Source organism: Streptomyces sp. NPDC053560, from assembly GCF_044544605.1.
Classification (GTDB): Bacteria; Actinomycetota; Actinomycetes; order Streptomycetales; family Streptomycetaceae; genus Streptomyces.
Genome location: NZ_JBITXI010000001.1, coordinates 726,710 through 751,237, shown reverse-complemented (window position 1 = coordinate 751,237; position 24,528 = coordinate 726,710). Strand labels below are relative to the sequence as shown.

24 protein-coding genes are annotated in these 24,528 nt (G+C 73.2%); 16 read left to right on the top strand and 8 right to left on the bottom strand.

What is annotated here, in order from left to right; all coding sequences use genetic code 11:
- The first annotated feature begins 24 nt into the window (after nucleotides 1-24).
- A complete protein-coding gene (locus ACIGQF_RS03015; protein WP_399704636.1) occupies nucleotides 25-558 on the top strand; it encodes a DoxX family protein in 534 nt (177 codons plus the stop codon).
- Nucleotides 559-577: 19 nt separating this feature from the next.
- A complete protein-coding gene (locus ACIGQF_RS03010) occupies nucleotides 578-1,081 on the top strand; it encodes a VOC family protein (RefSeq protein WP_399704634.1) in 504 nt (167 codons plus the stop codon).
- A gap of 3 nt (nucleotides 1,082-1,084) precedes the next feature.
- Here the strand turns inward: ACIGQF_RS03010 and ACIGQF_RS03005 are convergent, their stop codons facing one another.
- The gene (locus ACIGQF_RS03005) at nucleotides 1,085-1,849 is read right to left on the bottom strand and encodes a hypothetical protein (protein WP_399704631.1); all 765 of its coding nucleotides are present in this window, start codon (nucleotides 1,847-1,849) and stop codon (nucleotides 1,085-1,087) included.
- A gap of 131 nt (nucleotides 1,850-1,980) precedes the next feature.
- Here ACIGQF_RS03005 and ACIGQF_RS03000 point away from each other — a divergent pair, with 131 nt between their 5' ends.
- From ACIGQF_RS03000 to ACIGQF_RS02985, 4 genes are all read left to right on the top strand, one after another.
- A complete protein-coding gene (locus ACIGQF_RS03000; protein WP_399704629.1) occupies nucleotides 1,981-2,337 on the top strand; it encodes a hypothetical protein in 357 nt (118 codons plus the stop codon).
- A 187-nt stretch (nucleotides 2,338-2,524) separates the two neighbouring features.
- The gene (locus tag ACIGQF_RS02995; protein ID WP_399704626.1) at nucleotides 2,525-3,808 is read left to right on the top strand and encodes a cytochrome P450; all 1,284 of its coding nucleotides are present in this window, start codon (nucleotides 2,525-2,527) and stop codon (nucleotides 3,806-3,808) included.
- 146 nt (nucleotides 3,809-3,954) lie between these two features.
- On the top strand, nucleotides 3,955-4,908 hold the full coding sequence (locus tag ACIGQF_RS02990; protein WP_399704623.1) for an LLM class flavin-dependent oxidoreductase: 954 nt from the start codon (nucleotides 3,955-3,957) through the stop codon (nucleotides 4,906-4,908).
- A 60-nt stretch (nucleotides 4,909-4,968) separates the two neighbouring features.
- Entirely contained in the window at nucleotides 4,969-6,078 is a 1,110-nt protein-coding gene (locus ACIGQF_RS02985) for a questin oxidase family protein (protein ID WP_399704620.1), read from the top strand.
- Nucleotides 6,079-6,123: 45 nt separating this feature from the next.
- Here ACIGQF_RS02985 and egtD read toward each other — a convergent pair whose 3' ends face one another.
- The 5 genes from egtD to ACIGQF_RS02960 all read right to left on the bottom strand — a co-directional run bounded on the left by egtD (nucleotide 6,124) and on the right by ACIGQF_RS02960 (nucleotide 11,960).
- Nucleotides 6,124-7,089, bottom strand: a complete 966-nt coding sequence (egtD, locus tag ACIGQF_RS02980) for an L-histidine N(alpha)-methyltransferase (RefSeq protein WP_399704618.1) — start codon at nucleotides 7,087-7,089, stop codon at nucleotides 6,124-6,126.
- Nucleotides 7,086-7,847, bottom strand: a complete 762-nt coding sequence (gene egtC / locus ACIGQF_RS02975) for an ergothioneine biosynthesis protein EgtC (RefSeq protein WP_399704787.1) — start codon at nucleotides 7,845-7,847, stop codon at nucleotides 7,086-7,088. The genes egtD and egtC overlap by 4 nt, the downstream gene beginning before the upstream one ends.
- Nucleotides 7,848-7,908: 61 nt before the next feature.
- The gene (egtB, locus tag ACIGQF_RS02970; protein ID WP_399704615.1) at nucleotides 7,909-9,225 is read right to left on the bottom strand and encodes an ergothioneine biosynthesis protein EgtB; all 1,317 of its coding nucleotides are present in this window, start codon (nucleotides 9,223-9,225) and stop codon (nucleotides 7,909-7,911) included.
- Nucleotides 9,222-10,586: an ergothioneine biosynthesis glutamate--cysteine ligase EgtA gene (gene egtA, locus ACIGQF_RS02965; RefSeq protein WP_399704613.1), complete on the bottom strand. Its 1,365-nt coding sequence runs from the start codon at nucleotides 10,584-10,586 to the stop codon at nucleotides 9,222-9,224. Before egtA ends, egtB begins: the two co-directional genes overlap by 4 nt.
- 162 nt (nucleotides 10,587-10,748) lie before the next feature.
- Nucleotides 10,749-11,960: a pyridoxal phosphate-dependent aminotransferase gene (locus ACIGQF_RS02960; RefSeq protein ID WP_399704611.1), complete on the bottom strand. Its 1,212-nt coding sequence runs from the start codon at nucleotides 11,958-11,960 to the stop codon at nucleotides 10,749-10,751.
- Between the two features lie 108 nt (nucleotides 11,961-12,068).
- Here ACIGQF_RS02960 and ACIGQF_RS02955 point away from each other — a divergent pair, with 108 nt between their 5' ends.
- Both ACIGQF_RS02955 and ACIGQF_RS02950 read left to right on the top strand, forming a co-directional pair.
- Nucleotides 12,069-12,767 carry a winged helix-turn-helix transcriptional regulator gene (locus ACIGQF_RS02955; protein WP_399704784.1) on the top strand — a complete coding sequence of 233 codons (699 nt, stop codon included), beginning with the start codon at nucleotides 12,069-12,071 and terminating at the stop codon, nucleotides 12,765-12,767.
- A 24-nt stretch (nucleotides 12,768-12,791) separates the two neighbouring features.
- Nucleotides 12,792-13,274, top strand: coding sequence for a hypothetical protein (locus tag ACIGQF_RS02950; RefSeq protein ID WP_399704609.1), 483 nt, complete (start codon nucleotides 12,792-12,794; stop codon nucleotides 13,272-13,274).
- Nucleotides 13,275-13,304: 30 nt separating this feature from the next.
- Here ACIGQF_RS02950 and ACIGQF_RS02945 read toward each other — a convergent pair whose 3' ends face one another.
- Both ACIGQF_RS02945 and ACIGQF_RS02940 read right to left on the bottom strand, forming a co-directional pair.
- A complete protein-coding gene (locus ACIGQF_RS02945; RefSeq protein ID WP_399704606.1) occupies nucleotides 13,305-14,213 on the bottom strand; it encodes an amino acid ABC transporter permease in 909 nt (302 codons plus the stop codon).
- 224 nt (nucleotides 14,214-14,437) lie between these two features.
- A complete protein-coding gene (locus ACIGQF_RS02940; protein WP_399704604.1) occupies nucleotides 14,438-15,031 on the bottom strand; it encodes a helix-turn-helix domain-containing protein in 594 nt (197 codons plus the stop codon).
- Nucleotides 15,032-15,136: 105 nt separating this feature from the next.
- Between ACIGQF_RS02940 and ACIGQF_RS02935 the strand changes: the two genes are divergently transcribed.
- The 8 genes from ACIGQF_RS02935 to ACIGQF_RS02900 all read left to right on the top strand — a co-directional run bounded on the left by ACIGQF_RS02935 (nucleotide 15,137) and on the right by ACIGQF_RS02900 (nucleotide 24,517).
- Entirely contained in the window at nucleotides 15,137-15,772 is a 636-nt protein-coding gene (locus ACIGQF_RS02935) for an SAM-dependent methyltransferase (RefSeq protein WP_399704601.1), read from the top strand.
- A gap of 136 nt (nucleotides 15,773-15,908) precedes the next feature.
- A complete protein-coding gene (locus ACIGQF_RS02930) occupies nucleotides 15,909-16,907 on the top strand; it encodes an NADPH:quinone oxidoreductase family protein (protein WP_399704598.1) in 999 nt (332 codons plus the stop codon).
- Nucleotides 16,904-18,094: an acyl-CoA dehydrogenase family protein gene (locus ACIGQF_RS02925; protein WP_399704595.1), complete on the top strand. Its 1,191-nt coding sequence runs from the start codon at nucleotides 16,904-16,906 to the stop codon at nucleotides 18,092-18,094. The genes ACIGQF_RS02930 and ACIGQF_RS02925 overlap by 4 nt, the downstream gene beginning before the upstream one ends.
- Nucleotides 18,091-19,263: an acyl-CoA dehydrogenase family protein gene (locus ACIGQF_RS02920; protein WP_399704593.1), complete on the top strand. Its 1,173-nt coding sequence runs from the start codon at nucleotides 18,091-18,093 to the stop codon at nucleotides 19,261-19,263. The genes ACIGQF_RS02925 and ACIGQF_RS02920 overlap by 4 nt, the downstream gene beginning before the upstream one ends.
- Nucleotides 19,264-19,429: 166 nt before the next feature.
- Complete coding sequence (locus tag ACIGQF_RS02915) at nucleotides 19,430-20,869, top strand: hypothetical protein (protein ID WP_399704591.1); 1,440 nt, start codon at nucleotides 19,430-19,432, stop codon at nucleotides 20,867-20,869.
- A 174-nt stretch (nucleotides 20,870-21,043) separates the two neighbouring features.
- Nucleotides 21,044-22,654: an ABC transporter substrate-binding protein gene (locus ACIGQF_RS02910; RefSeq protein ID WP_399704588.1), complete on the top strand. Its 1,611-nt coding sequence runs from the start codon at nucleotides 21,044-21,046 to the stop codon at nucleotides 22,652-22,654.
- A 38-nt stretch (nucleotides 22,655-22,692) separates the two neighbouring features.
- The gene (locus ACIGQF_RS02905; protein WP_399704781.1) at nucleotides 22,693-23,649 is read left to right on the top strand and encodes an ABC transporter permease; all 957 of its coding nucleotides are present in this window, start codon (nucleotides 22,693-22,695) and stop codon (nucleotides 23,647-23,649) included.
- On the top strand, nucleotides 23,642-24,517 hold the full coding sequence (locus ACIGQF_RS02900) for an ABC transporter permease (RefSeq protein ID WP_361561407.1): 876 nt from the start codon (nucleotides 23,642-23,644) through the stop codon (nucleotides 24,515-24,517). Before ACIGQF_RS02905 ends, ACIGQF_RS02900 begins: the two co-directional genes overlap by 8 nt.
- Nucleotides 24,518-24,528 lie beyond the last annotated feature (11 nt).

Below are 24,528 nucleotides of genomic sequence, written 5' to 3'. Positions count from 1 at the left end.
TCCGATCCGACAGGGAGAGCCTGTATGACGTCCCCCGCCGCGACCGCCGCCCGAACCGGTGCGTCCACGCCCTCGCCCGCCCACGACCTGGGCCTGCTGGTGCTCCGGCTCGCCGTCGGCCTCACCATGGCGGCGCACGGCTCGCAGAAGCTCTTCGCCTGGTTCGGCGGGCCGGGGCTGGACGGCACCGGCCAGTTCTTCACCATGAGCGGCTACCCCTCCGGCAAGGCCATGGCCGTGGTCGCCGGGCTCAGCGAGACCCTCGGCGGCCTGGGCCTCGCGCTCGGCCTGCTCACCCCGCTCGCCGGCGCCGCCGTCCTCGGCACGATGGTCAACGCGCTCGCCGTGAAGTGGGGCGGCGGCTTCTTCGCCCCGAAGGGCATCGAGTACGAGCTGCTGCTGACCGCGGCCGCCGCCGCGCTCACCCTCACCGGCCCCGGCCGCTGGGCCGTCGACCGGCTGCTGCCCGGTCTGCGCCGTGACCGTGCCGCCTACGGCATCGCCGCCCTCGCCCTCGGCCTGATCGTGGCCTTCGTCGTCCTGCTGCTGCGCAAGTGACGCCCCAGGGAGGTTCCCCATGTCCGTACGCCGCCTGAACCACGCGGTCCTCTACGTGCGCGAGCTGCCGCGCTCCGTCGCCTTCTACACCGACGTCCTCGGTTTCACCGTGGACACCGAGATCCCGGGGCGCGCCGCCTTCCTGCGAGCGCACGGCACCCGGAACGACCACGACCTCGGCCTCTTCGCGGTCGGCGACCAGGCACCGGGCCCCGAGTCCGGCCGCGCGGGCCTGTACCACCTGGCCTGGGAGGTCGGCACGCTCGGCGAGCTGGCCGGGACCGCCGAGCGGCTGCGGGCCGCCGGCGCGCTCGTCGGCGCCAGCGACCACCTCGTCTCCAAGTCCCTGTACGCCAAGGACCCCGACGGCATCGAGTTCGAGGTGATGTGGCGGGTGCCCCGCGAGGACTGGCCGGGCCCGGAGGACGGCGGCGGCCGCGTCCTCCCGCTCGACCTGGACGAGGCGCTGCGCCGCTGGGGCCCCGATCTGGCGACCGGGGCCGCGGCGGGCTCCGCCACCTGAGGGTCAGCCCCCGGAAGACGGCAGCAGATCCTTCAGGGGCTGGATCGCGTCGGCGCTGCGCAGCCATGGATCGTCGAATTCCCACACCAGGAACAGCAGGAAGGCGATCAGGGCGGTGAAGACTCCCGCCATCAGGAGCTCCCGCCCGGACCGCCGGATCTGCAGTGTGAACATCAGGCCGACCGTGACCACGGCGCCGGCGAGCAGGCCGAACCACACCACCAGCGGCAGCGTCGGCCCGGCGCCCAGGCCCCGGGCCGACCGCGCGCCGTCCGCCACCGCCACCTGGTCCACCAGCGGCTGGTAGGTCTGATTCTCGAAGTCGTTGCGCGGGTGATAGTCGGACACACTGGCGCGCACCTTCAGCATCAGCGCGTCCCCGCGGGGCGTCAGCTCGCTCTTCTCGGTCATCACCGGCCATTCCTTGTGCACCACGTACGAGGCGTAAGTGCTCACGTCGGACCGGATCCGGTCGCGCACCGGCTCCGGATACGCCCGGGCCCGCGCGCTCACCTCGTGCAGCGCCTGCGCCTCCGTGCGCACCGTGTCCTCCGCTGCGCTGCGCGACTCCCACACCCCCGCGATGGCCAGGCCCAGCACGATCGCGTAGACCACGCCGACCATCATCGTCATGTACTCCATGACGTCCGGCGTCTCGGTCGGATCGTCCTCCTCCTCGTCGATGCGCCGTTGGTGCAGCACGGTGACGAGCAGGACCACACCGCAGGTCGCGGCCATGGCGATGGCCAGCACGAGCCAGTCCGACATCAAAACCTCCAGAGAAACAACAGTGGTGGCGGGCTCGTGGTCAGGAGCGGCGGCCGCCGGAGCCCGACGAGCCGCGGGGGTGCAGCGCGGCGGCGGCGAGCACGGCCGGAGCGGTGAGCAGGAGCATGTTGGTGACCAGCGAGCGGCCGTTCGCGGGGGGTCTGGTGCTGACGGCGTACGACCGTGGTGTCAGGGACGGCGAGGGCTTCGGCGCCTCGGTCGTCGGCGGGGGCTTCGACGGGGCCGGCCGGGGTGGTGCGGGTCTCGGCGGCGCGGGCTTCGGGGGTGGCGGCGCGGGCGGCGTGGTGACCGGCGGGGGCGGTGCCGGCTCCGGCGGTGCGGGGCTCGGCGGGGGTGGCGCGGGCTTCGGCGGCGGTGGCTTCGGCGCGGGCGGCCGGGGCGTCGGTGACGTACAGGGCCAGTGCCAGCCGTCCGGCAGGCCGGGCACTCCGGTCGGCGCCGTCGCCGGCGGCTTCGTCCCGGCGTAGGAACAGTTGTCGCCCTGCGCTGCCGCCGTCGGCGCCCAGCCCACCCCTGCCACGAACGCGGCGACGGCCAGGGCCAGTCCCGCGCGATGCGATCCGTACACGCCAGGAGATTGCGCAGCCCGAGGCGCCTCAAGCCTGCTGGGCGGGGGATTCCCCTGATAGTGCGAATTACCCTACGGTCGGGTGCGTGACGGCTGCCGAGGTGTTCACGCCCGCTACCTACGCCACCGGCGTTCCCTACGAACTCTTCCGTCAACTGCGCCTGAGCAGCCCGGTCTGCTGGATCGAGGAGCCCGGGACGGGCGGCTGGCCGGCCGGTCCCGGCTACTGGGCGGTGCTCCGGCACGCGGACGTGAAGCACGTGCTGCGTACCCCGGAAGTGTTCTCCTCGTACGCGGGTGCGACGCAGATCCGGGACCCCGACAGCGCCCGGGACCTCGCGTTCGTCCGGGCGATGATGCTCAACCAGGACCCGCCGGACCATTCCCGCATCCGCAAGGTCGTCGCCGCGGCCTTCACGCCGCGCGCCATAAGGGAGTTGGAAGCGGTCATCGACGCCCGGGCGGCACAGCTCGTGGGGCAGGTCGCCGAGGCGGGCGAGGCGGACTTCGTCGAGGTCGCGGCCGACCTGCCGGTGTGGACGCTGGCACACGTCATGGGCGTGCCGGACGAGGACCGGCGGCTGCTGTTCGACTGGTCGAGCCGCGTCATCGGCTACCAGGACAGTGAGTACGCCGGGCTGAGCACCGCGGACCCCGCGACGCTCAGCCCGATGGGGCGCGCCGCGCTCCAGCACCGGCCCGGGACCGCGGTACGCCCCGACGGGCGGCCGGTCAACCCGCGCTCCCGCGAGGCGCTCGCCGACATGTTCGCCTACGCGCACGCGCTCTCCGCGCACCCGCGCCCCGGCACGGTGATGGCCCACATGCGGGAGGGCGGCCTGACCCGCGAGGAGTTCGAGAACATGTTCTTCCTCTTCGCGGTGGCCGGGAACGAAACGCTGCGCAACGGCATTCCGGGCGGGCTCTGCACCCTGCTGCGCCATCGGGACCAGTTCGAACGGCTGCAGAGAGAGCGGGAGTTGGTCCCCATCGCCGTCGAGGAGATGCTGCGCTACTGGCCGCCGGTGATGAACTTCCGGCGCACCGCGGTACGGGACGTGGAACTGGGCGGGCAGCGCATCAGGGCGGGTGAGAAGGTCGTGGTCTACCACGCCTCCGCCAACCGCGACGGGACCGTCTTCGCCGATCCCGACCGGTTCGATGTCGCCCGCCGCCCCAACGACCACGTCAGCTTCGGCTTCGGCCCGCACTTCTGCCTCGGGTCGCATCTCGCCCGGGTCCAGATGCGGGCCGTGTTGACGCACGTACTGGACCGGCTGCCCGGCCTCGGCATCGCCGGACCGCCCGTCCGGCTGGTCTCCAACTTCCAGAACGGACTCAAGCACCTGCCGGTACGGGTGGCCCGGTAACGCCCGCGCGGCCGATTTGACGTCGAGATGACAAACCCTGCGGAGAGCTGACACAGGAAACGTTGACGCCGACCCCCGGACACACAAGGCTATTTGCCAGTAATTCCGTGCTGCGCGCGCCGGTCTCCGGGAAGGATAGAACGACGATGAGGATCGGGCTCCTTTTCGATCTGCGTAATCCGGCGCAATGGGAACGGCCGTGGGCCGACCATTACGCGCGGACGCTGGAATTCTGCGAGGAGGCCGACCGGCTCGGTATCGGCGGACTGTGGTTCACCGAGCACCACCGCTTCGAGGACGGTTATCTGCCGCAGCCGCTCACCTTCGCCGCCGCGGCCGCGGCGCGCACCCGGCAGGCCCGGATCGGCACCTCGGTCGTCATTCCGGCACTGCGCCATCCCGCCCTGCTGGCGGAGGAAGCGGCGGTCGTCGACCTGATCAGCGGAGGCCGCCTGGAGCTGGGCATCGGCGCCGGTTACCGGGTCCCGGAATTCCAGCTCTTCGACGTCCCGTACGAACGCCGCGTCACGCGGGCCGGGGAGGCTGTCGCGGAGGTGCGCCGGCTGTGGCGCGAACGGACGGTGACGCCGCTGCCGCTCCAGGCCGACGTACCGGTGTGGGGCGGGTTCTACGGGCCGCGCGGCGCGCGGATGGCGGGCCGGCTCGGCATGGGGCACCTGCACGTCTCCCGTTCCCTGTACGCGGAGTACACGGCCGGGCTCGAAGAGGGCGGCCACGGCGCCGACGCGGCGCGCGTCGGCGGCCTGGTGCCCATCGTGCTGGCGGACGACCCCGAGGCCGCCTGGGCGCGGATCGCGCCGCACCTGGCCCACCAGAAGAACACCTACCGGCGGGGCTGGTCCGAGGGCAGCGACCGGCCGGCTCTGCCGTGGCTGGAGCCGGACCCCGAATCCCCCGAACTCCGCGCATTCCTCCGGGTCCTGACCCCGGAGCAGGCAGCGGCGGAAATCCGGACGATGACGCGTGACCTGCCCGTGGCACACCTCATCTTCTGGGCGAGCATCGCCGGAATGCCCGACGACCTGGTGGTACGCAACATGGAGCTCTTCACCGGGGAAATCGTTCCGCTGTTCTCCTGACCGCTGTTTTCCCGACCGCACCCGAAAGCCACCGACACCCGAGACGAAGCGGAGAGCACCGTGGTCACCTATTTCGACGCCGTGAATGAAGCGCTGGAGCGCCTGGACGATCTGGGATTCGAGCGCGGCGACCGCAACGAACTGGTCAATCACGGCCCGATGGCGGCGGAGGTGCTGGCCACCCTCGGCCACGGCGCGGAAATCGGCAACTGGGTCGAGGTCTACCGGGCCAAACCCCATCACGACCGGCCCGCGCCCCGATTCCCGCTCGACGCGTCGGAGGAAGGCTCCTGGCGCGCCGCGCTCGGCGACTTCACCCGCGCCGGGGACTGGGAGCAGCTGTTCGCCCGGGAACTGGCCGGCGCCCCGTGGCGCGACGTGCTCGTCCAGTGGTGGCCGCGGCTCATCTCCGGACTGCTGGCGGGCATCACGCACGGCGCGATCCGCACGGCCCACGCCGTACGGAGCCTGTCCGGCACCCCGAAGCCCGGCCCCGCGCAGCTCACCGAACTCGCGCGCGGGCTGGCCTACTGGGCGGCCCGGTACCGCGCCCTCCCGGGGAGCGCAGACTTCCGGGGCACGGCCGACCTGGCGCAGGCCGTCGCGGACCTCCCCCGTGAGCTGATGGCGGACTCCCTGCACCCGCCGGAGGCGCGGGTCGTCTCACGGGAGCGGCTCCACCGGATCGACGCGATCCCCGGATACGCCGAGGCGCTGCGGGCGGTGGCCCCGAAGGACCCGCAGCTGCTGCTGAGCGACATGACCGCGGAATTCGCCGGGCTCTACCTCGTCCACACCGAGATCTACCCCATTCCGCTGCTGCACGGCGTGACGCTGCCGGCCGCCGTCCGCTTCGTCCTGCCGCACCTGCCGGGCGACATGCACCTGCCGACCGTGGCGGCCGTCTGGCAGCTCCACGTGGCGCTGCTGCTCTCCTTCACCGGTGGGCGGCGCGGCGAGGCCACCGCCCGGGAGACCGCGCTGCGGGCCGGGGCCCCGCCGTTCGCCGAGCTGACCGCCCGCGCCGTGGAGCACAAGGACGAGCACGTCATCAAGTTCACCGAGGCGTGCCTGCGGGAGAACGGCCTGCGCCCGGACCCCCGCTACGCCGCCGCCGTCCAGGCCGCCCAGCAGCGCATCCCGATCCCGGAGCTCGGGCTCATCCCGTAAGTCCGCGCCCGGCTCCGTAAGCCCGCGCCCGGCTCCGTACGGGCGCTACCGGCTCCGTACGGCGAGGGACAGCGCGAAACGGCCCGCCTCGTCCGTCCACCACTCCCGGAGTGCCATCCCGGCGCCCTTCAGCTCCGTGCGCACGCCTTCCTCGCGGAACTTGGCCGAGACCTCCGTACGCATCTCCTCGCCCGCGTCGAAGTGCACCGCGAGGTCCAGCGCCGGGATCTTCACGGTCTGCTCCTTCAGGGACCGCAGCCGCATCTCGATCCACTCGTGCTCGGCGTTCCACACCGCCCGGTGCGCGAACTGCGTCAGGTCGAAGTCGGCGGCGAGCTCGCGGTTGACGACCGCGAGGACGTTCTTGTCGAACTCCGCTGTGACGCCCCGGCTGTCGTCGTAGGCGGCCACCAGCGTCGCCTCGTCCTTGACCAGGTCCGTGCCGAGCAGCAGCGCGTCCCCGGGCTCCAGCAGGTCGCGCACGGAGCGCAGGAAGCCGGCCCGCTCGGCGGGGAGCAGATTGCCGATCGTGCCGCCGAGGAACGCCAGCAGCCGGGGGCCGGGGGTCTCGGGCAGCCCCAGGCCGTGCTGGAAGTCGGCCACGAGGCCGTGCACGGTGAGCCCGGGGCGCTCGGCGAGCAGCGCCTCGCCGGCGGCGGCCAGCGCGCTCTCGCTCACGTCGACCGGGACGTAGGTGTGCAGCTCGGAGAGCGCGTCCAGCAGGACCCGCGTCTTCTCCGAGGAGCCGGAGCCCAGTTCGATCAGGGTGCGGGCGCCGGTGGCGGCGGCGATGTCCGCGGCGCGGGCGACCAGGATCTCCCGCTCGGCGCGGGTCGGGTAGTACTCGGGCAGTGCGGTGATGTCCTCGAAGAGGTCGCTGCCCCGGGCGTCGTAGAACCATTTGGGCGGCAGCGTCTTCGGGCTGCCGGTCAGGCCGTGGGCGACGTCGGTGCGGAGGGCGGCGGCGGTGGCGTCGAGGGGCAGCGTGCGGGTGACGGCGAGGGGACTCACGCGGCGGGCTCCTTGAGCGGGGTGAGCAGGACATCGCCGGCCGTGGCGGCCAGCAGGGTGCGGTCGGGGACCTCGGTCCAGTCGTCCGTGTCGTCGGAGGGTTCGGAGGCGATCAGCATGCCGGGCGCGGGGCCCGGAAGGGCGCGGTGGAAGAGCGTGTCGCCCCAGGTGGTGGCGGTGATCGTGGCGCCGTCGGTGAGCAGCAGGTTCAGCCGGGAGCCGGGCGCGGCGGCGGCCACCTCGGTCACCGTCTCGGACAGCGCCTCGGACGCGTCGGCGCCCTGCTCCAGGCGGTGCTTCACCAGCGCCCAGAGGAACGCCGCGTCGCAGCGGGCCTCCAGGCCGAGCAGCGCTTCGGAGGGCAGCGCGGCAGCGAGCGGTCCGAGAGAGCCGGGCCAGCCGCTGACCGCGCCGTTGTGGCTGAACAGCCAGGGCCCGTCGGCGAACGGCGCGGCGGCGGCCTCGCCGTCCGGGCAGGCGAGCGTGGCGTCCCGTACGGCGGCGAGCACGGCGCCGCTGCGGACGACCCTGGCGAGGTCGGGCAGGCAGGCGTCGGCCCAGATCGGGCCTGCGCGGCGGTACCGGGCCGGTACGGGGTCTCCGGGGGCGTACCAGCCGACGCCGAAGCCGTCCGCGTTGACCGTGCCGTACTTCTGCCGGCGCGGCGCCCAGGACTGCCGGTACAGGCTGTGGTCGGGCGCGGTGAGGACGTCGCCGAGCGGCACCTCGGGGCCTACGTAGGCGAGATGGCGGCACATCAGCGCCACCGCCGGGCACGGTGGCGGCGCGCGGCCGGGGCGCGTACGGCTTCCGGCGCTCTCACGCCTCCTCCGGGCCGGCGTCGCGGGCGGTGCGGAAGCCGGCGAAGATCTGCCGCCGGACGGGATGGTCCCAGTTGCGGAACGTGCCGCGGCAGGCCACCTGGTCCACCGCGAACGACCCGCCGCGCAGCACCTTGTAAGGGCCGCCGAAGAACACCTCGGAGTACTCGGGGTACGGGAACGCCTGGAAGCCCGGGTAGGGCAGGAAGTCACCCGAGGTCCACTCCCACACGTCCCCGATGAGCTGCCGGACGCCCAGCGGCGACCGGCCCTCGGGGTAGCTGCCGACGGGCGCGGGGCGCAGGTGGCGCTGGCCGAGGTTGGCGTGCTCGGGGCCCGGGTCCTCGTTGCCCCACGGGTAGCGGCGACTGCGTCCGGTACGCGGGTCCCAGCGGGCGGCCTTCTCCCACTCGGCCTCCGAAGGCAGCCGCCGCCCGGCCCAGCGCGCGTAGGCGTCGGCCTCGTACCAGCTCACATGCAGAACCGGTTCTTCAGGAGCGACCGGCTCGGTGACACCGAAGGAACGGCGGACCCACTCGCCGCCCTCTTGCCGCCAGAACAGCGGCGCCTTGAGGCTGTTCTCGCACACCATCCGCCAGCCTTCGGGGGCCCACCAGCGCGGCTCCCGATAGCCGCCGTCCTCGATGAACCGAAGGTACGCGGCGTTGCTCACCGGCATGGTGTCGAGGTGGAAGGCGGGCAGCAGGCGGTGGTGCGCGGGGCGTTCGTTGTCCAGCGCCCACGGTTCGCTGGAGGTGCCCATCGTGAAGTGCCCTGCGGGCACCAGCACTTCGGTCTCCGTCACGCCGCCGGAGGTGTCCGGCGGCGGGGGAGCGGTAAGGGCAGAGGGGCCCCGCCGGAGCTGGTGGGTGATGAGCATCGTCTCGTCGTGCTGCTGCTCGTGCTGCGCGACCATGCCGAACGCGAACGCCTGCTCCACCAGCCGGTCGCCGCGCAGCGGGGTCTTCTCCAGGACGTCCAGCACCCGGCCGCGTACCTCGGCGACGTAGCTGTGCGCCTCGGCGGGGGCCAGCAACGGCAGCGAGGGCCGCTCGGCCCGGGGGTGCTCGAACGCGTCGTACACCGAGTCGATCTCCGGGCGCAGCGCTTCGAGGCCGCCCACCGCCCGCATCAGCCACTGCTCCTCCTGGTTGCCTATGTGGGCGAGGTCCCACACCAGGGGCGACATCAGGGGCGAGTGCTGGGCGGTCAGGTCGGGCTCGTCGACACAGGTGGTCAGCGTCTGCGTACGGGCGCGCGCGGCGAGCAGTGCCGACGCCGCGCGGTCCCGGAGCGTTTCGGGATCGTGGCTCACTGGCTGTCCTTCCCTGGGATGCGCTCGACGGTGCGTGCGTACTCCGCGGCGAGCGCCGCTTCCTGTGCGTCGGCTTCGCGCCGGGCCGCCGCGCTCCCGGTGTCCGGCGCGGCGTACTCGGGCGCCGCGTACGCCGCATCCAGCACGTCGTCGGCCGGGCAGCGGCCGTGCGCGACATAGCGCTCGGTGAACTCCTCCACGGCGGCGAGGACGTCCGGCCCGGCACCGAGCCGGGGCAGCGCCTCACGGGCCGCGGCGAAGCAGGCCGTCGCGGCGGCGGCCAGCTCCGGATCGGTCAGCGCGTGCCGGGCGGCGCGCCGCCACAGGGGGTTGCGCGGCGCGGGGCGCTCGCCGGCGGTCTCGGCGAGCGGCTTGACCGCGCGGTACGCGGTCTCGGCGGCCTCGGGGTCGTCGAACAGGGCCGTTGTCACGGCCAGCGGGACGATCCAGCCGTCGCCCGGCTGCGCGTCGATCATGCGGAGTTCGAGGTGGCCACGCGGCCGGACCGGGGGAAAGAGCGTGGTGACGTGGTAGTCGAAGTCCTCCTGGGTGGGCACCCTGGGGACGCCCGTGCGCACCCAGTCGCGGAAGGTCAGGTCCTCGGGGGCGTCCCAGGGGCCGCCCGGGGTGCGCAGGCACATGACGGGTGCGTCGAGGACGTACGCGGTCCAGGCGGCGCGCGGGTCGGCGCCGTCGGCGGGCGCGAGGGTGCGGGCCGGGTCGAGCTGCGACCACACGGCCTGTCGGGTGGAGCGGTAGCCGGTCGGGCATCCCTCGCTGGTGGGTGAGTTGGCGAAGGCCGCGGTGAGCACGGCGCCCAGGAGGTGGGCCAGCCGCCAGCGCCGTCCGTGGCCGAGCGGGCCGGGCTCTTCGTAGCCGGCGTCGAGGCAGACCTGTACGGAGGCGGTGCCGCACATCATGGACCGCCCGGCAGGGCCCCAGCGGTCGAAGTACGCCTCCATGGCGTCGTACCGGGGCTCGTCGAGGATGCGGTGCGGCGGGTGCCAGGGATTGTGGCCGTGGCCGGCCAGGCTCAGGCCCATGGCGCGCAGGGCCGTGCGGACCAGGGCCAGGTCGGCGGAGACGGCGGTGATGCACTCGGTGAGTGAGGCGGCGGGGAGCGAGCTCAGCTCCAGCTGCCCGCCCGGCTCGAAGGTGAGGGCGGAGTGCAGGGGAAGCGCGTGCAGGGCGGTCATCGCGCTGCGTACGCGCTCGCGGGGCAGGGGACATCGGGGGTTGCGGGAGTCGTGGACGAGATATTCGATCTCGACCCCGATGCGCCGCGGCGGTCCGGTCTTGAAACATATGCCGTGCAGGTGCGCCGTCAGTTCCTGTTCCGTGACCGCGTGGTGTGCGGGCATGGACCTCACTCCCTCCGTGGCCGGACGACCGGACGCAGGCCTCCCACCTAAGCGGGTGCGAGCGGCGCACTCAAGGGCGCATCAGCGCCCGGGGAGCGGGAGCCGCGCACGGCCCGCCTGCGGTCGCGCCGGTGTACGACGGCGCGCCCGCACGGGAGTCTCTCACTGCCGGTACCCCGCCAGGAAGCGTCCGATGCGGCTGATGGCGGCGTCGAGGTCGTCGGCGTACGGGAGTGTCAGGATACGGAAGTGGTCGGGGCGCGGCCAGTTGAACCCGGTGCCCTGCACCACCTGGATCTTTTCGCGAAGCAGCAGGTCGAGGACGAACTTCTCGTCGTCGTGGATCTTGTGCACGGCCGGGTCCAGGCGCGGGAAGGCGTAGAGCGCGCCCTTGGGCTTCACGCAGGACACGCCCGGGATCTCGTTGAGTCGCTCCCAGGCCCGGTCGCGCTGCTCGCGGAGCCGGCCGCCGGGCAGCACCAGGTCGTTGATCGACTGACGGCCGCCGAGCGCCGCCTGAATGGCGTACTGCGCCGGGGCGTTCGGGCACAGCCGCATCGAGGCCAGCGTGCCCAGCCCTTCCAGGTAGTCGGCGGCGTGCTGCTTGGGGCCTGTGACCACCAGCCAGCCGGAGCGGAAACCTGCCACGCGGTACGCCTTGGACAGCCCGCTGAAGGTGAGGCAGACCAGGTCGGGGGCGAGCGCAGCGGCGTTGTGGTGCACCTCGTCGTCGTACAGGATCCGGTCGTAGATCTCGTCCGCGAAGACCATCAGGCCGTGCCGCCGGGCCAGGTCGAGCATGCCCTCCAGCAGCTCGCGCGGGTAGACGGCACCGGTGGGGTTGTTCGGGTTGATGATGACCAGCGCCCGCGTCCGGTCGGTGATCTTCGCGGCCATGTCGTCCAGGTCCGGCAGCCAGTCGGCGGACTCGTCGCACAGGTAGTGCACCGGCTTGCCGCCCGCGAGCGCGGTCACCGCGGTCCACAGCGGGAAGTCCGGGGCCGGGATCAGCACCTCGTCGCCGTCGTCCAGCAGCGCCTGGACCGCCATCGAGACCAGCTCCGAGACGCCGTTGCCCAGGTAGATGTCGTCCACGCCGACCTCGGTGAGGCCGAGCGACTGGTAGTGCTGGGCGACGGCCCGGCGCGCCGGGAGGATGCCGCGGGACTCCGTGTAGCCGTGCGCGCGGGACAGATTGCGCAGCACGTCCTGCAGGATCTCCTCGGGTGCCTCGAAGCCGAACAGTGCGGGGTTGCCGGTGTTCAGCCGCAGCACGCTGTGCCCGGCCTCCTCCAGCGCGTCGGCGTGCTCGATCACCGGCCCGCGGATCTCGTAGCAGACGTCGGCCATTTTGTTCGACTGCTTGAACTCCATGCGGCGGCCTCCCGGTCCCTCGCTCGCCGCGGTGCGGCGCGTCTATTGCAGTGACTTGGTTTTACCAAGCTGCCACTTGGAAAGTCCAACTTCTTGTCTATGCTGGGGATCATGCCGCGCCGAAGTTATGACCAGTACTGCTCCGTCGCCCGCGCCCTGGACTCCGTGGGTGACCGCTGGACCCTGCTGATCGTCCGGGAGCTGCTGGCCGGGGCCCGGCGCTACACCGACCTGCACGCCGACCTGCCGGGCGTCAGCACGGACATGCTCGCGGGGCGCCTGAAGGACATGGAGCGCGACGGCCTGGCCGTCCGCCGCAGACTCGACCCGCCCGCCGCCGCCTTCGTGTACGAACTCACCGACCGCGGCCGGGCCCTGCTGCCCGTCCTCACCGCACTGGCCGACTGGGGCGCGCCCGAGCTCGGCGCGCCGCGGCCGACCGACGCGGTGCGTGCGCATTGGTTCGCCGTACCGCTCATGCCCCGGCTGGCCCGGTACTTCGCCGACCGGCGGGCGGAGGAGGGGCCCGTACGGGTCGTGGAGGTGCGGCTGGACGAGGGGACGTTTCACGTCACGCTGGACGAGGAGGCGGCCGCACAGGGAAGCGTGACGGACGCCTACGGCTACGAGGACGGGCCGGCCCCCGCGCCCGACGCCGTCCTGGAGCTGGACACGGCGGCCTGCGCCGAGGTGATCTACGATCGGCTGTCACTCGCCCAGGGCATCGGCACCGGCCGCATCCGGGTGACGGCCCGCGGCGAGCCGGCCGGCGTCACCGCGGCGCCCGCGAGCACGGCGACGGGATGACGCATGGGGAAGACGGGATGACACGTGGGTAAGGCGCCCCTGGCGGTCTTCGACCTGGACAACACGCTGGCGGGCACGGCGCACCGGCAGCACTTCCTGGAGCGGCGGCCGCGCGACTGGGAGGGCTTCTTCGCCGCGGCACCGGATGACCCGCCGCTGCCCGAGGGCATCGCGCTGGTTCTGGAGAACGCCGCCGAGTGCGAGATCGTGTACCTCACCGGGCGGCCCGAGAAGTGCCGCGCCGACACCCTGGAGTGGCTGGCCCGGCACGGCCTCCCCGAGGGCCGCGTCCGGATGCGCCCCTCCGGTGACCGCCGCCCGGCCCGCCACACCAAGCTGGAGCTGCTGCGCAAGCTCGCCAGGGGCCGCGAGGTCCGGGTGGTCGTGGACGACGACGAACTGGTCTGCAATGCCGTCGAGGCCGCCGGCTTCCGGGTCGTACGCGCCGACTGGGCCACCCGCTCGGCCGCCCTGAAGGACGCCCAGGAGCGCGAGGGCCGCACCTGAGAGGTCCCGCGGCCCTGGGACGGGCCGGATTCAGCGACGGAGCGTGAGCACGTGCGCCCTGACCTTCTGCCACGGAGTGGCCGGGAGCCGGTGCGACGAGCCGCGCGCGTAGTGCCGCTCCAGGTAGAACTGGCCTACGGAGAGGACCGAGGTCAGGACCAGGTACCAGGCGGCGGCGAGGAAGAGCATCTCCACGGGGGCGCCGGAGAGCTGCCCGATGTCCTGCGCGTACCGCAGCAGTTCGTAGTCCTGCACCGCCGCCACCAGCGAGGTCGTCTTCAGCATGGTGATGACCTCGTTGCCCGTGGGCGGCACGATGACGCGCATCGCCTGCGGGATCACGATGCGGCGCAGGGTCTTCCCGTGGCGCATGCCCAGGGCGTGGGCGGCCTCCGTCTGGCCCTCGTCGACCGCGAGCAGACCCGCGCGGCAGATCTCGGCCATGTAGGCGGCCTCGTTGAGCCCGAGCCCCAGCAGCGCCGTCAGAAAGGGGGTCATGAAGCCGGCCCACTCGCCGCTGTACAGCGGGCCGAGCCGCACGTACTCGAAGACCAGCCCCAGGTTGAACCAGACCATCAGCTGGACCAGCACCGGAGTGCCGCGGAAGAACCAGATGTAGAACCACGCGAGCGACGCGGTCACCGGATTCCCGGACAGCCGCATCACCGCGAGCGTGATGCCCCCGGCGGTGCCGATCGCCATGGACAGGACGGTCAGCAGCAGGGTCTGCCCCACGCCTTCGAGGATGCGCCGGTCGAAGAAGTAACCGGGGACAGCGCCCCGGTTGATCCTGCCCCGGGCGAAGGCGGCGACGAGCACGGCGAACGCCGCGACGGCGAGCACGGCGACGGCGTAGCGGCCCCAGTGGCGCACCCGAACCGCCGTGACGGCCGCGGGGCCGGCTGCCGGTGCGGTGTCCGGCCGGTCAGGAACCGCCATTGATCTCGGCCCTGGGCAGCGCGCCGTCGGAGGGTGCTGTTCGCCGTCATGGTCGGACACCTCCGGCAGCGCGGGCCGACGCGGGTGCGGCAGGCCCCGCACGCCGCGACCCGGCCGTGCGCGGACCGGCCTGCTGCGCATTATGGGCGCGGCGCCGACGGCCCTCCAGACGCCTTGCGGCCATGTCCCGCGCGGTACGGGACCAGGAGCGCGCGACGGCCCGCTCAGGCGCCGTCGGCGGGCCCGTTGCGGGTGCGGATGCGCTCGCCCTGGGGGCCGTACAGGTGCAGCAGCTCCACCGGTTCCTGGCCCGCGTTCTCGAAGCCGTGCGGTGTGCGGGTGTCGAACTCGGCCGCTTCGCCCGCCCCGAGGAGCAGGTCGTGCTCGGCCAGGGCCAGGCGCAGCGTGCCGGAGAGCACGTAGAGCCAGCCGTAGCCCTCGTGGGCGCGCTGCGCCGGCCGCCCGGTGCCGGGCCGTCCGGCGGGCAGGATCCGCTTGTAGGCGCGGAGCCCGCCGAGCCGGCCGGTGAGCGGCACGAAGACGTGGCCGTCCCGGGTGACGGGGCTCGGGTGGACACGTGGGTCGCCGGTGGCCGGCGCGCCGACCAGCTCGTGCAGCCGCACGCCGTACTCCCTCGCCAGCGGCAGCAGCAGCTCCAGGGTGGGCTTGCGCTGCCCGGACTCCAGGCGGGAGAGCGTGCTGGGCGAGATGCCGGTGCGCTCGCTCAGCGCGGCCAGGGTGGTGTCCCGTTCCCGGCGCAGCGCCCGAAGGCGGGGCCCCACGGCGGCCAGGACGTGTGCGAGGTCGTGGTCCGGCATACGGCTATTTGCTGCCCCGGCAAGAAACTTTGTCAAGCGGCGCCGGGCGCCGGACGATCGGCAGCGGTGAGTGACACACCGACACGATCACGGAGGAATGCGCAGATGACCGAAATGCAGATCTCGGACGAGGAGTTCTGGGACGCCCGGTACGGCGAGAGCGAGCGAATCTGGAGCGGCGAGCCCAACGCCGCGCTGGTCCGTGAAGTGGCCGGGCTGGAGCCGGGCCGGGCCCTGGACGTGGGCTGCGGCGAGGGCGGCGACGCGATCTGGCTCGCCCGGCAGGGCTGGCAGGTCACGGCGGTCGACGTCTCCGGCGTCGCTCTGGAGCGCGCGGCCGGGCACGCGGCCACCGCAGGCGTCGCGGACCGGATCGACTGGCAGCGCCACACCCTGGGCGAGACCTTCCCCGAAGGTAGCTACGACCTGGTCTCCTCCCACTTCCTGCACACCTACGGCCCGCTGCCGCGTGCGGAGGTGCTGCGGACCGCCGCCGGCGCGGTGGCGCCGGGCGGGACGCTCCTCGTGGTCGGTCACTCCGGCATGCCCCCGTGGGAGACCGAGGCGCATCCGGACGTGCACCTGCCCGGCCCCGAAGAGGTGCTCGCCGACCTCCGGCTGGCCGAGGGGGAGTGGGAGGTACTGGTCTGCGCGGAGCACGAGCGCGTCCAGACCGCCCCGGACGGGCAGCCGGCCGTCCGCACCGACAACACGGTCAAGGCGCGGCGCCTGAAGGGCTGACCGGCCCGGTACGCCACTCACGGGGCGGGCCGGCCGCCCGCCCCGATTGCCTCCCCGGCACCTGTTCCCTCAGCCATACCGACCGCTTAGTATGCCGATGGCACCGAGGCCGACCGACGTGGTGAGGGGAAGCTCAGTGAAGGCATGGCGGGTACACGCGAACGGCGAGCCACGAGAGGCGATGCGACTGGACGAGGTCCCCGACCCGCAGCCCGGACCGGGGCAGCTGCTCCTCCGGGTGAAGGCCGCGAACGTCAACTTCCCCGACGCCCTGCTGTGCCGCGGCCAGTACCAGGTGCGGCCGCCGCTGCCCTTCACGCCCGGCGTCGAGGTCTGCGGCGAGGTGCTCGCCGCCGGTGAGGGCGCCGGCGTGGCCGAGGGCACCCGGGTACTGGCCCAGCCGCCGCTGCCCGACGGAGGGTTCGCCGAATTGGCCGTGGTGGACGCCAAGACCGTCCTGCCGGCGCCGGACGCGCTGGACGACGCCGAGGCCGCCGCGCTGCACATCGGCTACCAGACCGGCTGGTTCGCGCTGCACCGCCGCGCACACCTCCAGGCCGGCGAGACGCTGCTGGTGCACGCGGCGGCGGGCGGCGTCGGCAGCGCCGCCGTCCAGCTCGGCCGGGCGGCCGGCGCCCGCGTCATCGGCGTCGTCGGCGGCCCCGAGAAGGCGGCGGTCGCCCGCGAACTCGGCTGCGACGTGGTCGTCGACCGGCGCAGTGAGGACGTCATCAAGACCGTCAAGGAAGCCACCGGCGGCCGCGGCGCCGACGTGATCTACGACCCGGTGGGCGGCGACGCGTACGCCCAGTCCGCCAAGTGCGTGGCCTTCGAGGGCCGCATCATCGTCGTCGGCTTCGCCAGCGGCACCATTCCGAGCCCCGCCCTCAACCACGCGCTGGTCAAGAACTACTCGATCGTCGGCCTCCACTGGGGCCTGTACAACACCAAGGACCCGGCCTCCATCGGCGCCTGCCACGAAGAGCTGACCAAGCTCGCGGCACAGGGCGTCATCAAGCCGCTCATCGGCGACCGCGTCCCTCTGGAGGGCGCGGCCGACGCGGTACAGAGGGTCGCCGACGGCGTCACCACAGGGCGCCTCGTCGTCGTCCCCGGAGAGGCGGCGGGCCGATGAGCACGGGAGCCGAGGACCTGCGCGGGCGCACCGCCGAGCTGCTCGCCGCACACCCGCCCGCCACCACCGACCGCATGGACTTCCTGCGCGCCCGCTTCGACGCCGGGCTCGCCTGGGTCCACTTTCCCGAAGGGCTCGGCGGCCTCGACGCCCCCCGCTCCCTCCAGGCCGTCGTCGACGCGGAGCTGGCCGCGGCCGGCGCGCCGGACAACGACCCGCGCCGGATCGGCATCGGCCTGGGCATGGCGGCGCCGACCATCCTGGGTTTCGGCACGGAGGAGCAGAAGCGGCGGTTCCTCAAGCCCCTGTGGACCGGCGAGGAGGTGTGGTGCCAGCTCTTCAGCGAGCCCGGCGCCGGCTCCGACCTCGCGGCCCTCGCCACCCGTGCGGTACGGGAAGGCGAAGGCGACACCTGGGTGGTCAACGGCCAGAAGGTGTGGACCTCCGGCGCGCACAAGTCCCGCTGGGCGATCCTCATCGCCCGTACCGACCCCGAGGCCCCGAAGCACCGCGGCATCACGTACTTCGTGTGCGACATGACCGACCCCGGTGTGGACGTCCGGCCGCTGCGCCAGATCACCGGTGAGGCCGAGTTCAACGAGGTCTTCCTGACTGACGTCCGCATCCCCGACGCGCACCGGCTCGGCGCGGTGGGGGAGGGCTGGAAGGTCGCCCGGACCACCCTCATGAACGAGCGCGTCGCCATCGGCGGCGCCCGCATCCCCCGTGAGGGCGGCATGATCGGCGTCGCCGCCGCCGACTGGCGCGAGCGGCCCGAACTGCGCACGCACGACATGCACCAGCGGCTGCTGCGCCTGTGGGTCGACTCCGAGGTGGCCCGCCTCACCGGCGAGCGGCTGCGCCAGCAGCTCACGAAGGGCCAGCCGGGCCCCGAAGGCAGCGGCATGAAGCTCTCTTTCGCGCGGCTCGCCCAGGAGATCAGTGGCTGGGAGGTGGAGTTCCTCGGGGAGGACGGCCTCACGTACGACGACTGGACGCTGCGCCGCCCCGAAGGCGTGGACTTCACCGGGCGCGAGGCCGGCTACCGCTACCTGCGGGCCAAGGGCAACAGCATCGAGGGCGGCACCTCCGAGGTGCTCCTCAACATCGTCGCCGAACGCGTACTCGGCCTGCCGTCCGAGCCGCGCACCGACAAGGACGTCGCGTGGAAGGACCTGCCCCGATGACCGACCAGCCGACGCTCGCGGACACCGCGGCGGCCGACCTGCCCGAAGGCCCGGACCTGCTCTACTCCGAGCACGAGGACGACCTGCGCGCCGCCGTACGGTCCCTGCTGGCCGACCGTGGCGGCCCCTCCGGAGTGCTCGCCGAGCTGGAGTCCGGACGCACCCACGACGCCGCCCTCTGGCGCTCGCTCGCCGCCGACATGGGGGCGGCCGGGCTGCTCGTCCCCGAGAAGCTCGGCGGCCAGGGCGCGGGCCCCAGAGAGGCCGCGGTCGTCCTGGAGGAGCTGGGCCGGGCCGTGACGCCCGTGCCGTACCTGACCAGCGCCGTCCTCGCGGTCACGGCCCTGCTCGGCTGCGACACCGACGAGGAGGAGCCGGCCGGGCTGCTGGCCGCGCTGGCCGCCGGCGAGCGCGTGGGCGTGCTCGCGCTGCCGCTGACGGCCGCGCCCGGCGGTCCGCTGGAGCCGACCGTCAGGGCCGGGTCCGACGGCGTCCTGCTCGGCACGGTCACCTCGGTCGCCGACGCGGCCGCCGCCGACGTGCTGCTGGTACCGGTACGCGCGGCGGACGGCATCGAGCTGTACGCCGTGGACGCCGGTGCGCCGGGGCTGCACATCGAGGCGGTCACCCCGCTGGACCTCACCCGTGGGCTCGCCCGCGTCACCTTCGACGGGGCGGCCGGCCGCCGGCTCGCCGGTGCCGACCGGGCCGGCGCGGCCGTACGGAAGGGGCTGCTCACCGGGGCCGGGCTGCTCGCCTCCGAACAGCTGGGCATCGCCGAGTGGTGCCTGACCGAGATCGTGGAGTACACGAAGCAGCGCAACCAGTTCGGCCGTGCGCTCGGCTCGTTCCAGGCCCTCAAGCACCGGATGGCCGCGCTCTGGCTGGAGGTGGTCTCGGCACGGGCAGCGGCGCGCAACGCGGCGGACGCGCTGGCGGCCGGGAGCCCCGACGCCCCCGTGGCGGTGGCCGTCGCGCAGGCGTACTGCGCCCCGGTCGCGGTCCGGGCCGCACAGGAGTGCCTCCAGCTGCACGGTGGCATCGGCATGACCTGGGAGCACCCGCTGCACCTCTTCCTCAAGCGCGCCAAGAGCGACGAGATCGCCCTGGGCGCCCCCGGCCACCACCGGGCGGCCCTCGCCGAACTGGTGGACCTCACGGCCCCGTAGGGAATCGGGAGGCGGCACCCGAGCCGGACCGGGGCCGCGGGGTACGAACGGACGCCGACCGGCGGCTGTGGGGCCGTCGGCCGGCGTCGTCGTACCGGACCGACGGCCTTTGCGGGTGTCTCGTCTTGCATGTCGGAAAAGTGAACTTCGGAGTAGCGTCGTAGGCATGAAGGTCGCACCCGGACGACCCCTGCACCGGGCGGCCCCGGCCCTGACGGCCGCGTCCGCGGCGCTGCTGCTCGCGGTGGGGCCTGCTGCTGCCGTGGGCCCTCAGCCGGGCCGGGCGGCCGCCACCGGCGCCGTGGCGCGGGCGGACGAGCAGTCCAGCGCGGCGGCCGACGAAGGGCTGCAGGCGGCGGCCGACGCGCTTTCCAAGGGACCCGTGTACGTCGACCCGCGCGCCGACGCACAGCTGCCGCCCGGACAGGCGGACGCGCTGGCGAAGGACATCAAGGACGCCGGCAAGCCCGTCTTCGTCGCCGTGCTGCCCGAGACCTCCGAGTACCCGCCCGCGACGCTCTTCGAGGACCTGCGCACCCGCGTCGGTATCAAGGGCGTCTACGCGGTGCAGCTCGGCGACCGCTTCGACGCCCGGGCCGACGGCGACGTGATGTCGGGCGAGTCGGTGCGCCACCTCGTGGGGGCGGCCCAGCGGGCACACCCGGGTGACGCCACCGCTCAGCTGAAGGACTTCACCGCGCAGGCCACGAAGCAGGTCGGGAAGGGCACGCCGAAGTCCTGGCAGGACCCGGGCGGCGACGGCGTCAGCAGTGGCGCACTGGTCGGGCTCGGGGCGCTGGTCGTCCTCGGTGCCGGCGGCGCGTACACCGTCCACCGGCGGGCCAAGCGCCGCCGGGAGGCCGAGGAGCAGGCCGCGCTGGAGTCGTTGCGGGTGGTGGTCGACGAGGACATCACCGCGTACGGCGAGGAGCTGGACCGGCTGGACTTCCGGCCCGGCGAGCCGGGCGCCGACGACGCGATGCGCGCGGACTACGCGCACGCCCTGGATGCGTACGAGAACGCCAAGCAGGCCATGGGGCGGGCGCGCCGCCCCGAGGACGTGCGAAAGGTGACCGAGGCGCTGGAGGACGGCCGCTTCGCGCTGGCCACGCTGGAGGCCAGGCGCGAGGGCCGGGAGCTCCCGGAGCGCCGCCCGCCGTGCTTCTTCGACCCGCGGCACGGTCCGGCCGTCGCCGACGCGCGCTGGGCGCCGCCCAGGGGTTCGGAGCGCACCGTGCCCGTGTGCGCGGCGGACAAGGCGCGGCTGGCGGACGGCCAGGAACCGATGGCGCGCACGGTGCGCACCCCGTACGGCGAGGACCGCCCGTACTGGGAAGCGGGCTCCGTCTACGCCCCCTGGGCCGGCGGCTATTACGGCATGCTCGGCGGCGGGCTGCTGCCCGGTCTCTTCCTCGGCACGCTGCTCGGCTCCTCGATGACGGGCCCGGCCGCCTACGGGTGGGGCGACGGCGGGCACGGGGACGAGCTCGGCGGCGGGGACTATTCCGGCGGCGACTTCAGCGGTGGCGACTTCGGCGGCGGCTTCGGGGGCGGTGGGGGACTCGGGGGTGACGGCGGGGGATTCGGCGGCGGCTTCGGCGACTGACCGCCGCACCGCCCGTTCCGAAGCGGTGAGCACCAGGCGGTGCGTGTCCAGCGGTGAGTACCAAGCGGTAAGGACCGCGTCTGTCAGCACTCTCTTACATGTTGTTTAATTGCAATCCGTTCGCAAAAGCTTTGCGTCGGCATGAGATGACATGAGGCAAGAGGAGAGTGGTGCATGTCAGCGCGGTCCATACGAGGCGTGTCGGCGGTGGCCCTGGCGACGACGCTGGCCCTCGGCGCCGCCGCCTGCTCCACGCCGTCCGACGGCAAGGGTGCCGCGGGCGCGAAGGACTCGGCCGTGGTCGGCATCGCGTACGAGCCGGACAGCCTGAGCCCGCTGCTGGGGTACGGCAAGGACGGCAACTCCAAGATCTTCGACGGACTGCTCACCCACGACGCGGACATGAAGCTCAAGCCGGCGCTCGCCGCGAAGCTCCCCGAGGTCACGGACGACGGCCGGACCTACACCTACACCCTGCGCAAGGGCGTGGAGTTCAGTGACGGCAAGCCCTTCACCGCCGACGACGTGGTCTTCACCTACCGGACCATCCTCGACGCGAAGACCAACAACGCCTCCAAGGCCGAGCTCGACGCGATCAAGAGCGTGACGAAGAAGGACGACCACACCGTCGTCTTCCGCCTCAAGTACCCCTACGCGCCGTTCGCCGAGCGCACCGTCCTGCCCATCGCGCCGCAGCACATCGCCGGCAGGCAGGACGTGAACAACGGGTCCTTCACCACCCATCCGGTCGGCACCGGCCCGTACGTCCTCACCCGCTGGTCCAAGGGCGAGAAGCTCACCTTCAAGGCCAACCCCCACTACTGGGGCGGCGCGCCGAAGGTGAAGAAGTTCACCATGGCGATCATCAAGGACGACGACGTGCGCGCCACCCGGCTGCGCTCCGGCGACCTCGACGGCGCCATCCTGCCGCCCAACCTCGCCGCCGCCTTCAAGTCCGCCCAGGACCAGAAGACGTACACCGCGAAGACCTTCGACTACCGCAACGTCACGCTGCCCAGCGCGAACCCGGTCACCGGCGCCAAGGCCGTCCGCCGCGCCCTGGACCTCGCCGTGGACCGCGACGCCATGGTCAAGGGCATCCTCAACGGCGCGGGCAAGCCCGCCTACGGGCCCGTGCCCACCGACAGCCCCTGGTTCACCAAGGGCACCGAGCGCGCCCACGACCTGAAGCAGGCGACGCGCATCCTTGACGACGCGGGCTGGAAGAAGGGCCCGGACGGCATCCGCGAGAAGGGGAAGCAGCGCGCCTCCTTCACCCTCTGGTACCTCTCCGGTGACAAGCTCCGCCAGGAGCACGCCCTCGCCTTCGCCTCCGACGCCAAGAAGGCCGGCATCGAGGCCAAGGTCGAGTCCGGCACGTGGGAGGTCATCGAGCCGCGCATGAAGCACGACGCGGTGCTCGCGGGTGGCGGCAGCCCCGCCGACCCCGACTTCGACCAGTACCTGCTGCTGCACTCCTCGCTCGCGGGCGACGGCTTCAACAACATGTCCCGGTACGAGAACGACAAGGTCGACCGGGCGCTCGTCGACGCCCGCCGCACCGACGACCATGACCGCCGCCGGGCCGGGTACGACACCGTCCAGCGCGAGCTGCGGAAGGACCCGGCGTACATCTTCCTCACCCACATCGACCACCTCTACGTCGTCGGCGACAAGTGGCAGGTCCCGGGCGAGAAGGGCCTGTCCACCCAGGTCGAGCCGCACGACCACGGTCTGGCCTCCGGGCCCTGGTGGAACGTCGAGGACTGGCAGCCCGAGAAGTGAGAGCCCTGAAGTCCCTGCCCTGGGGGCCGATGGCACGGATGACCGGCCGGCGGGCGCTGCTCGCCGTCCCGGTCCTCCTCGCCGTCACCTTCGGGGTGTTCGCCGTCGCGGCGGCCTCGCCGTTCGACCCGGTCAAGGCGTACGCCGGGGCCGCGGGCCTGACCGCGTCCCAGGAGAACCTCGACCAGATCCGCCACAACCTCGGCGTCGACCAGCCGCTCCTCACCCGCTGGTGGGACTGGCTGACCGGCGCCCTCACCGGCGATCTCGGCGACTCCGCTTCGCTGCGCGCCCCGATCTCCCAGGTAATCGGCGAACGCCTCGGCTGGTCCGTCCTGCTGTGCGCGCTCGCCTTCGTGGTCGCCGTCCTGCTCGGCACCGTACTGGGCGTACTCGCCGCCCGATGGCGCGGCGGCATGTTCGACCGTGCGGTGAGCGGCGCCGCGTACGCGCTGGAGGCCGCGCCGCCCTTCTGGCTCGGCCTGCTGGCCGTCTGGCTGTTCGGGCTCAAGCTCGGAGTGCTGCCGGCCGGCGGCCTCACCGACACCGGGAGCACCGTCGCCACCGCCGGCCAGGTCGCCCGCCATGTGGTCCTGCCCGCCCTCGTGCTGGCTGTCTCGCAGCTCCCGTGGTTCGTGCTGTACGTGCGCCAAGGGGTCGGCGACGCGCTCGCCGAGGATCCGGTGCGCGGCGCGCGCTCCCGGGGCCTGCGCGAGCGCACCGTTCTGCTGCAGCACGCGCTGCGCAGCGGGCTGCTGCCGGTGCTCACCCTGATCGGCTCCCGGGTGCCCGAACTGATCACCGGCGCGCTGCTGGTGGAGACCGTCTTCAGCTGGCCGGGCATCGCCGCGGCCACCGTCCAGGCCGCCACCAGCGTCGACTTCCCGCTGCTCGCCGCACTGACCGTGCTGGCCACGGCCGCGGTGCTGATCGGGAACCTGCTCTCGGACCTGCTGTACGGCCTCGCCGATCCGAGGGTGGCGTTCGATGGCTGAGCTCACCTGGCACCCCGCGCGGCCCGGCACCGGCCGGGACCGGAGCAACCGCACCCTGAGGCTGGTCACCTCGGCCGTCCTCATGGCCGCCGTACTGCTCGCCGTACTGCTCGTGCCGCCGCTCGTCCCCGTGGACGCGCAGGCCGTCGACCTCGCCGCCAAGCTGCAACCGCCCTCCCTCGCGCACCCCTTCGGCACCGACGAGGTCGGCCGGGACCTGCTGCTGCGCTGCGTCTACGGGCTGCGCGTCTCCCTCCTGGTCGGCGTGGTCGCCGCGCTCACCGCCACCGTCATCGGCACCGCGGTCGGCGCGCTGGCGGGCGCGCTCGGCGGCTGGGCGGACCGGGCCGTGATGCGGGTCGTCGACCTCTTCTCGTCCGTCCCGCACCTGCTGCTGGGCATCTTCATCGTGGCGATGTTCCGGCCCGGCGTCTGGCCGGTGATCATCTCGGTCGGGCTCACCCACTGGCTGTCCACCGCGCGCATCGTGCGGGCCGAGGTGCTGTCGCTGCGCGGCCGGCCGTTCGTGGACGCCGCGGTCTCCGGGGGCGCCTCACGGTGGCGGGTGGCCGTACGCCACCTCCTCCCCGGCGTACTGCCGCGGGCCGGGCTGGCCGCCGTCCTGATGGTGCCGCACGCCATCTGGCACGAGTCCGCGCTGTCCTTCCTGGGGCTCGGCCTGCCCGCCCACGAAGCGAGCCTGGGCATCATGGTCAACTCGGCGCGCAGCTCCCTGCTGGCGGGCGACTGGTGGCCCACGCTCTTCCCCGGCCTGTTCATCATCGTCCCCACCCTCGCCGTCGCCGGCCTCGCGGGCGCCTGGCGGGAACGGATCGACCCGCGCCGCCGATCGGAGCTGATGCTGTGACCACCGCAGAC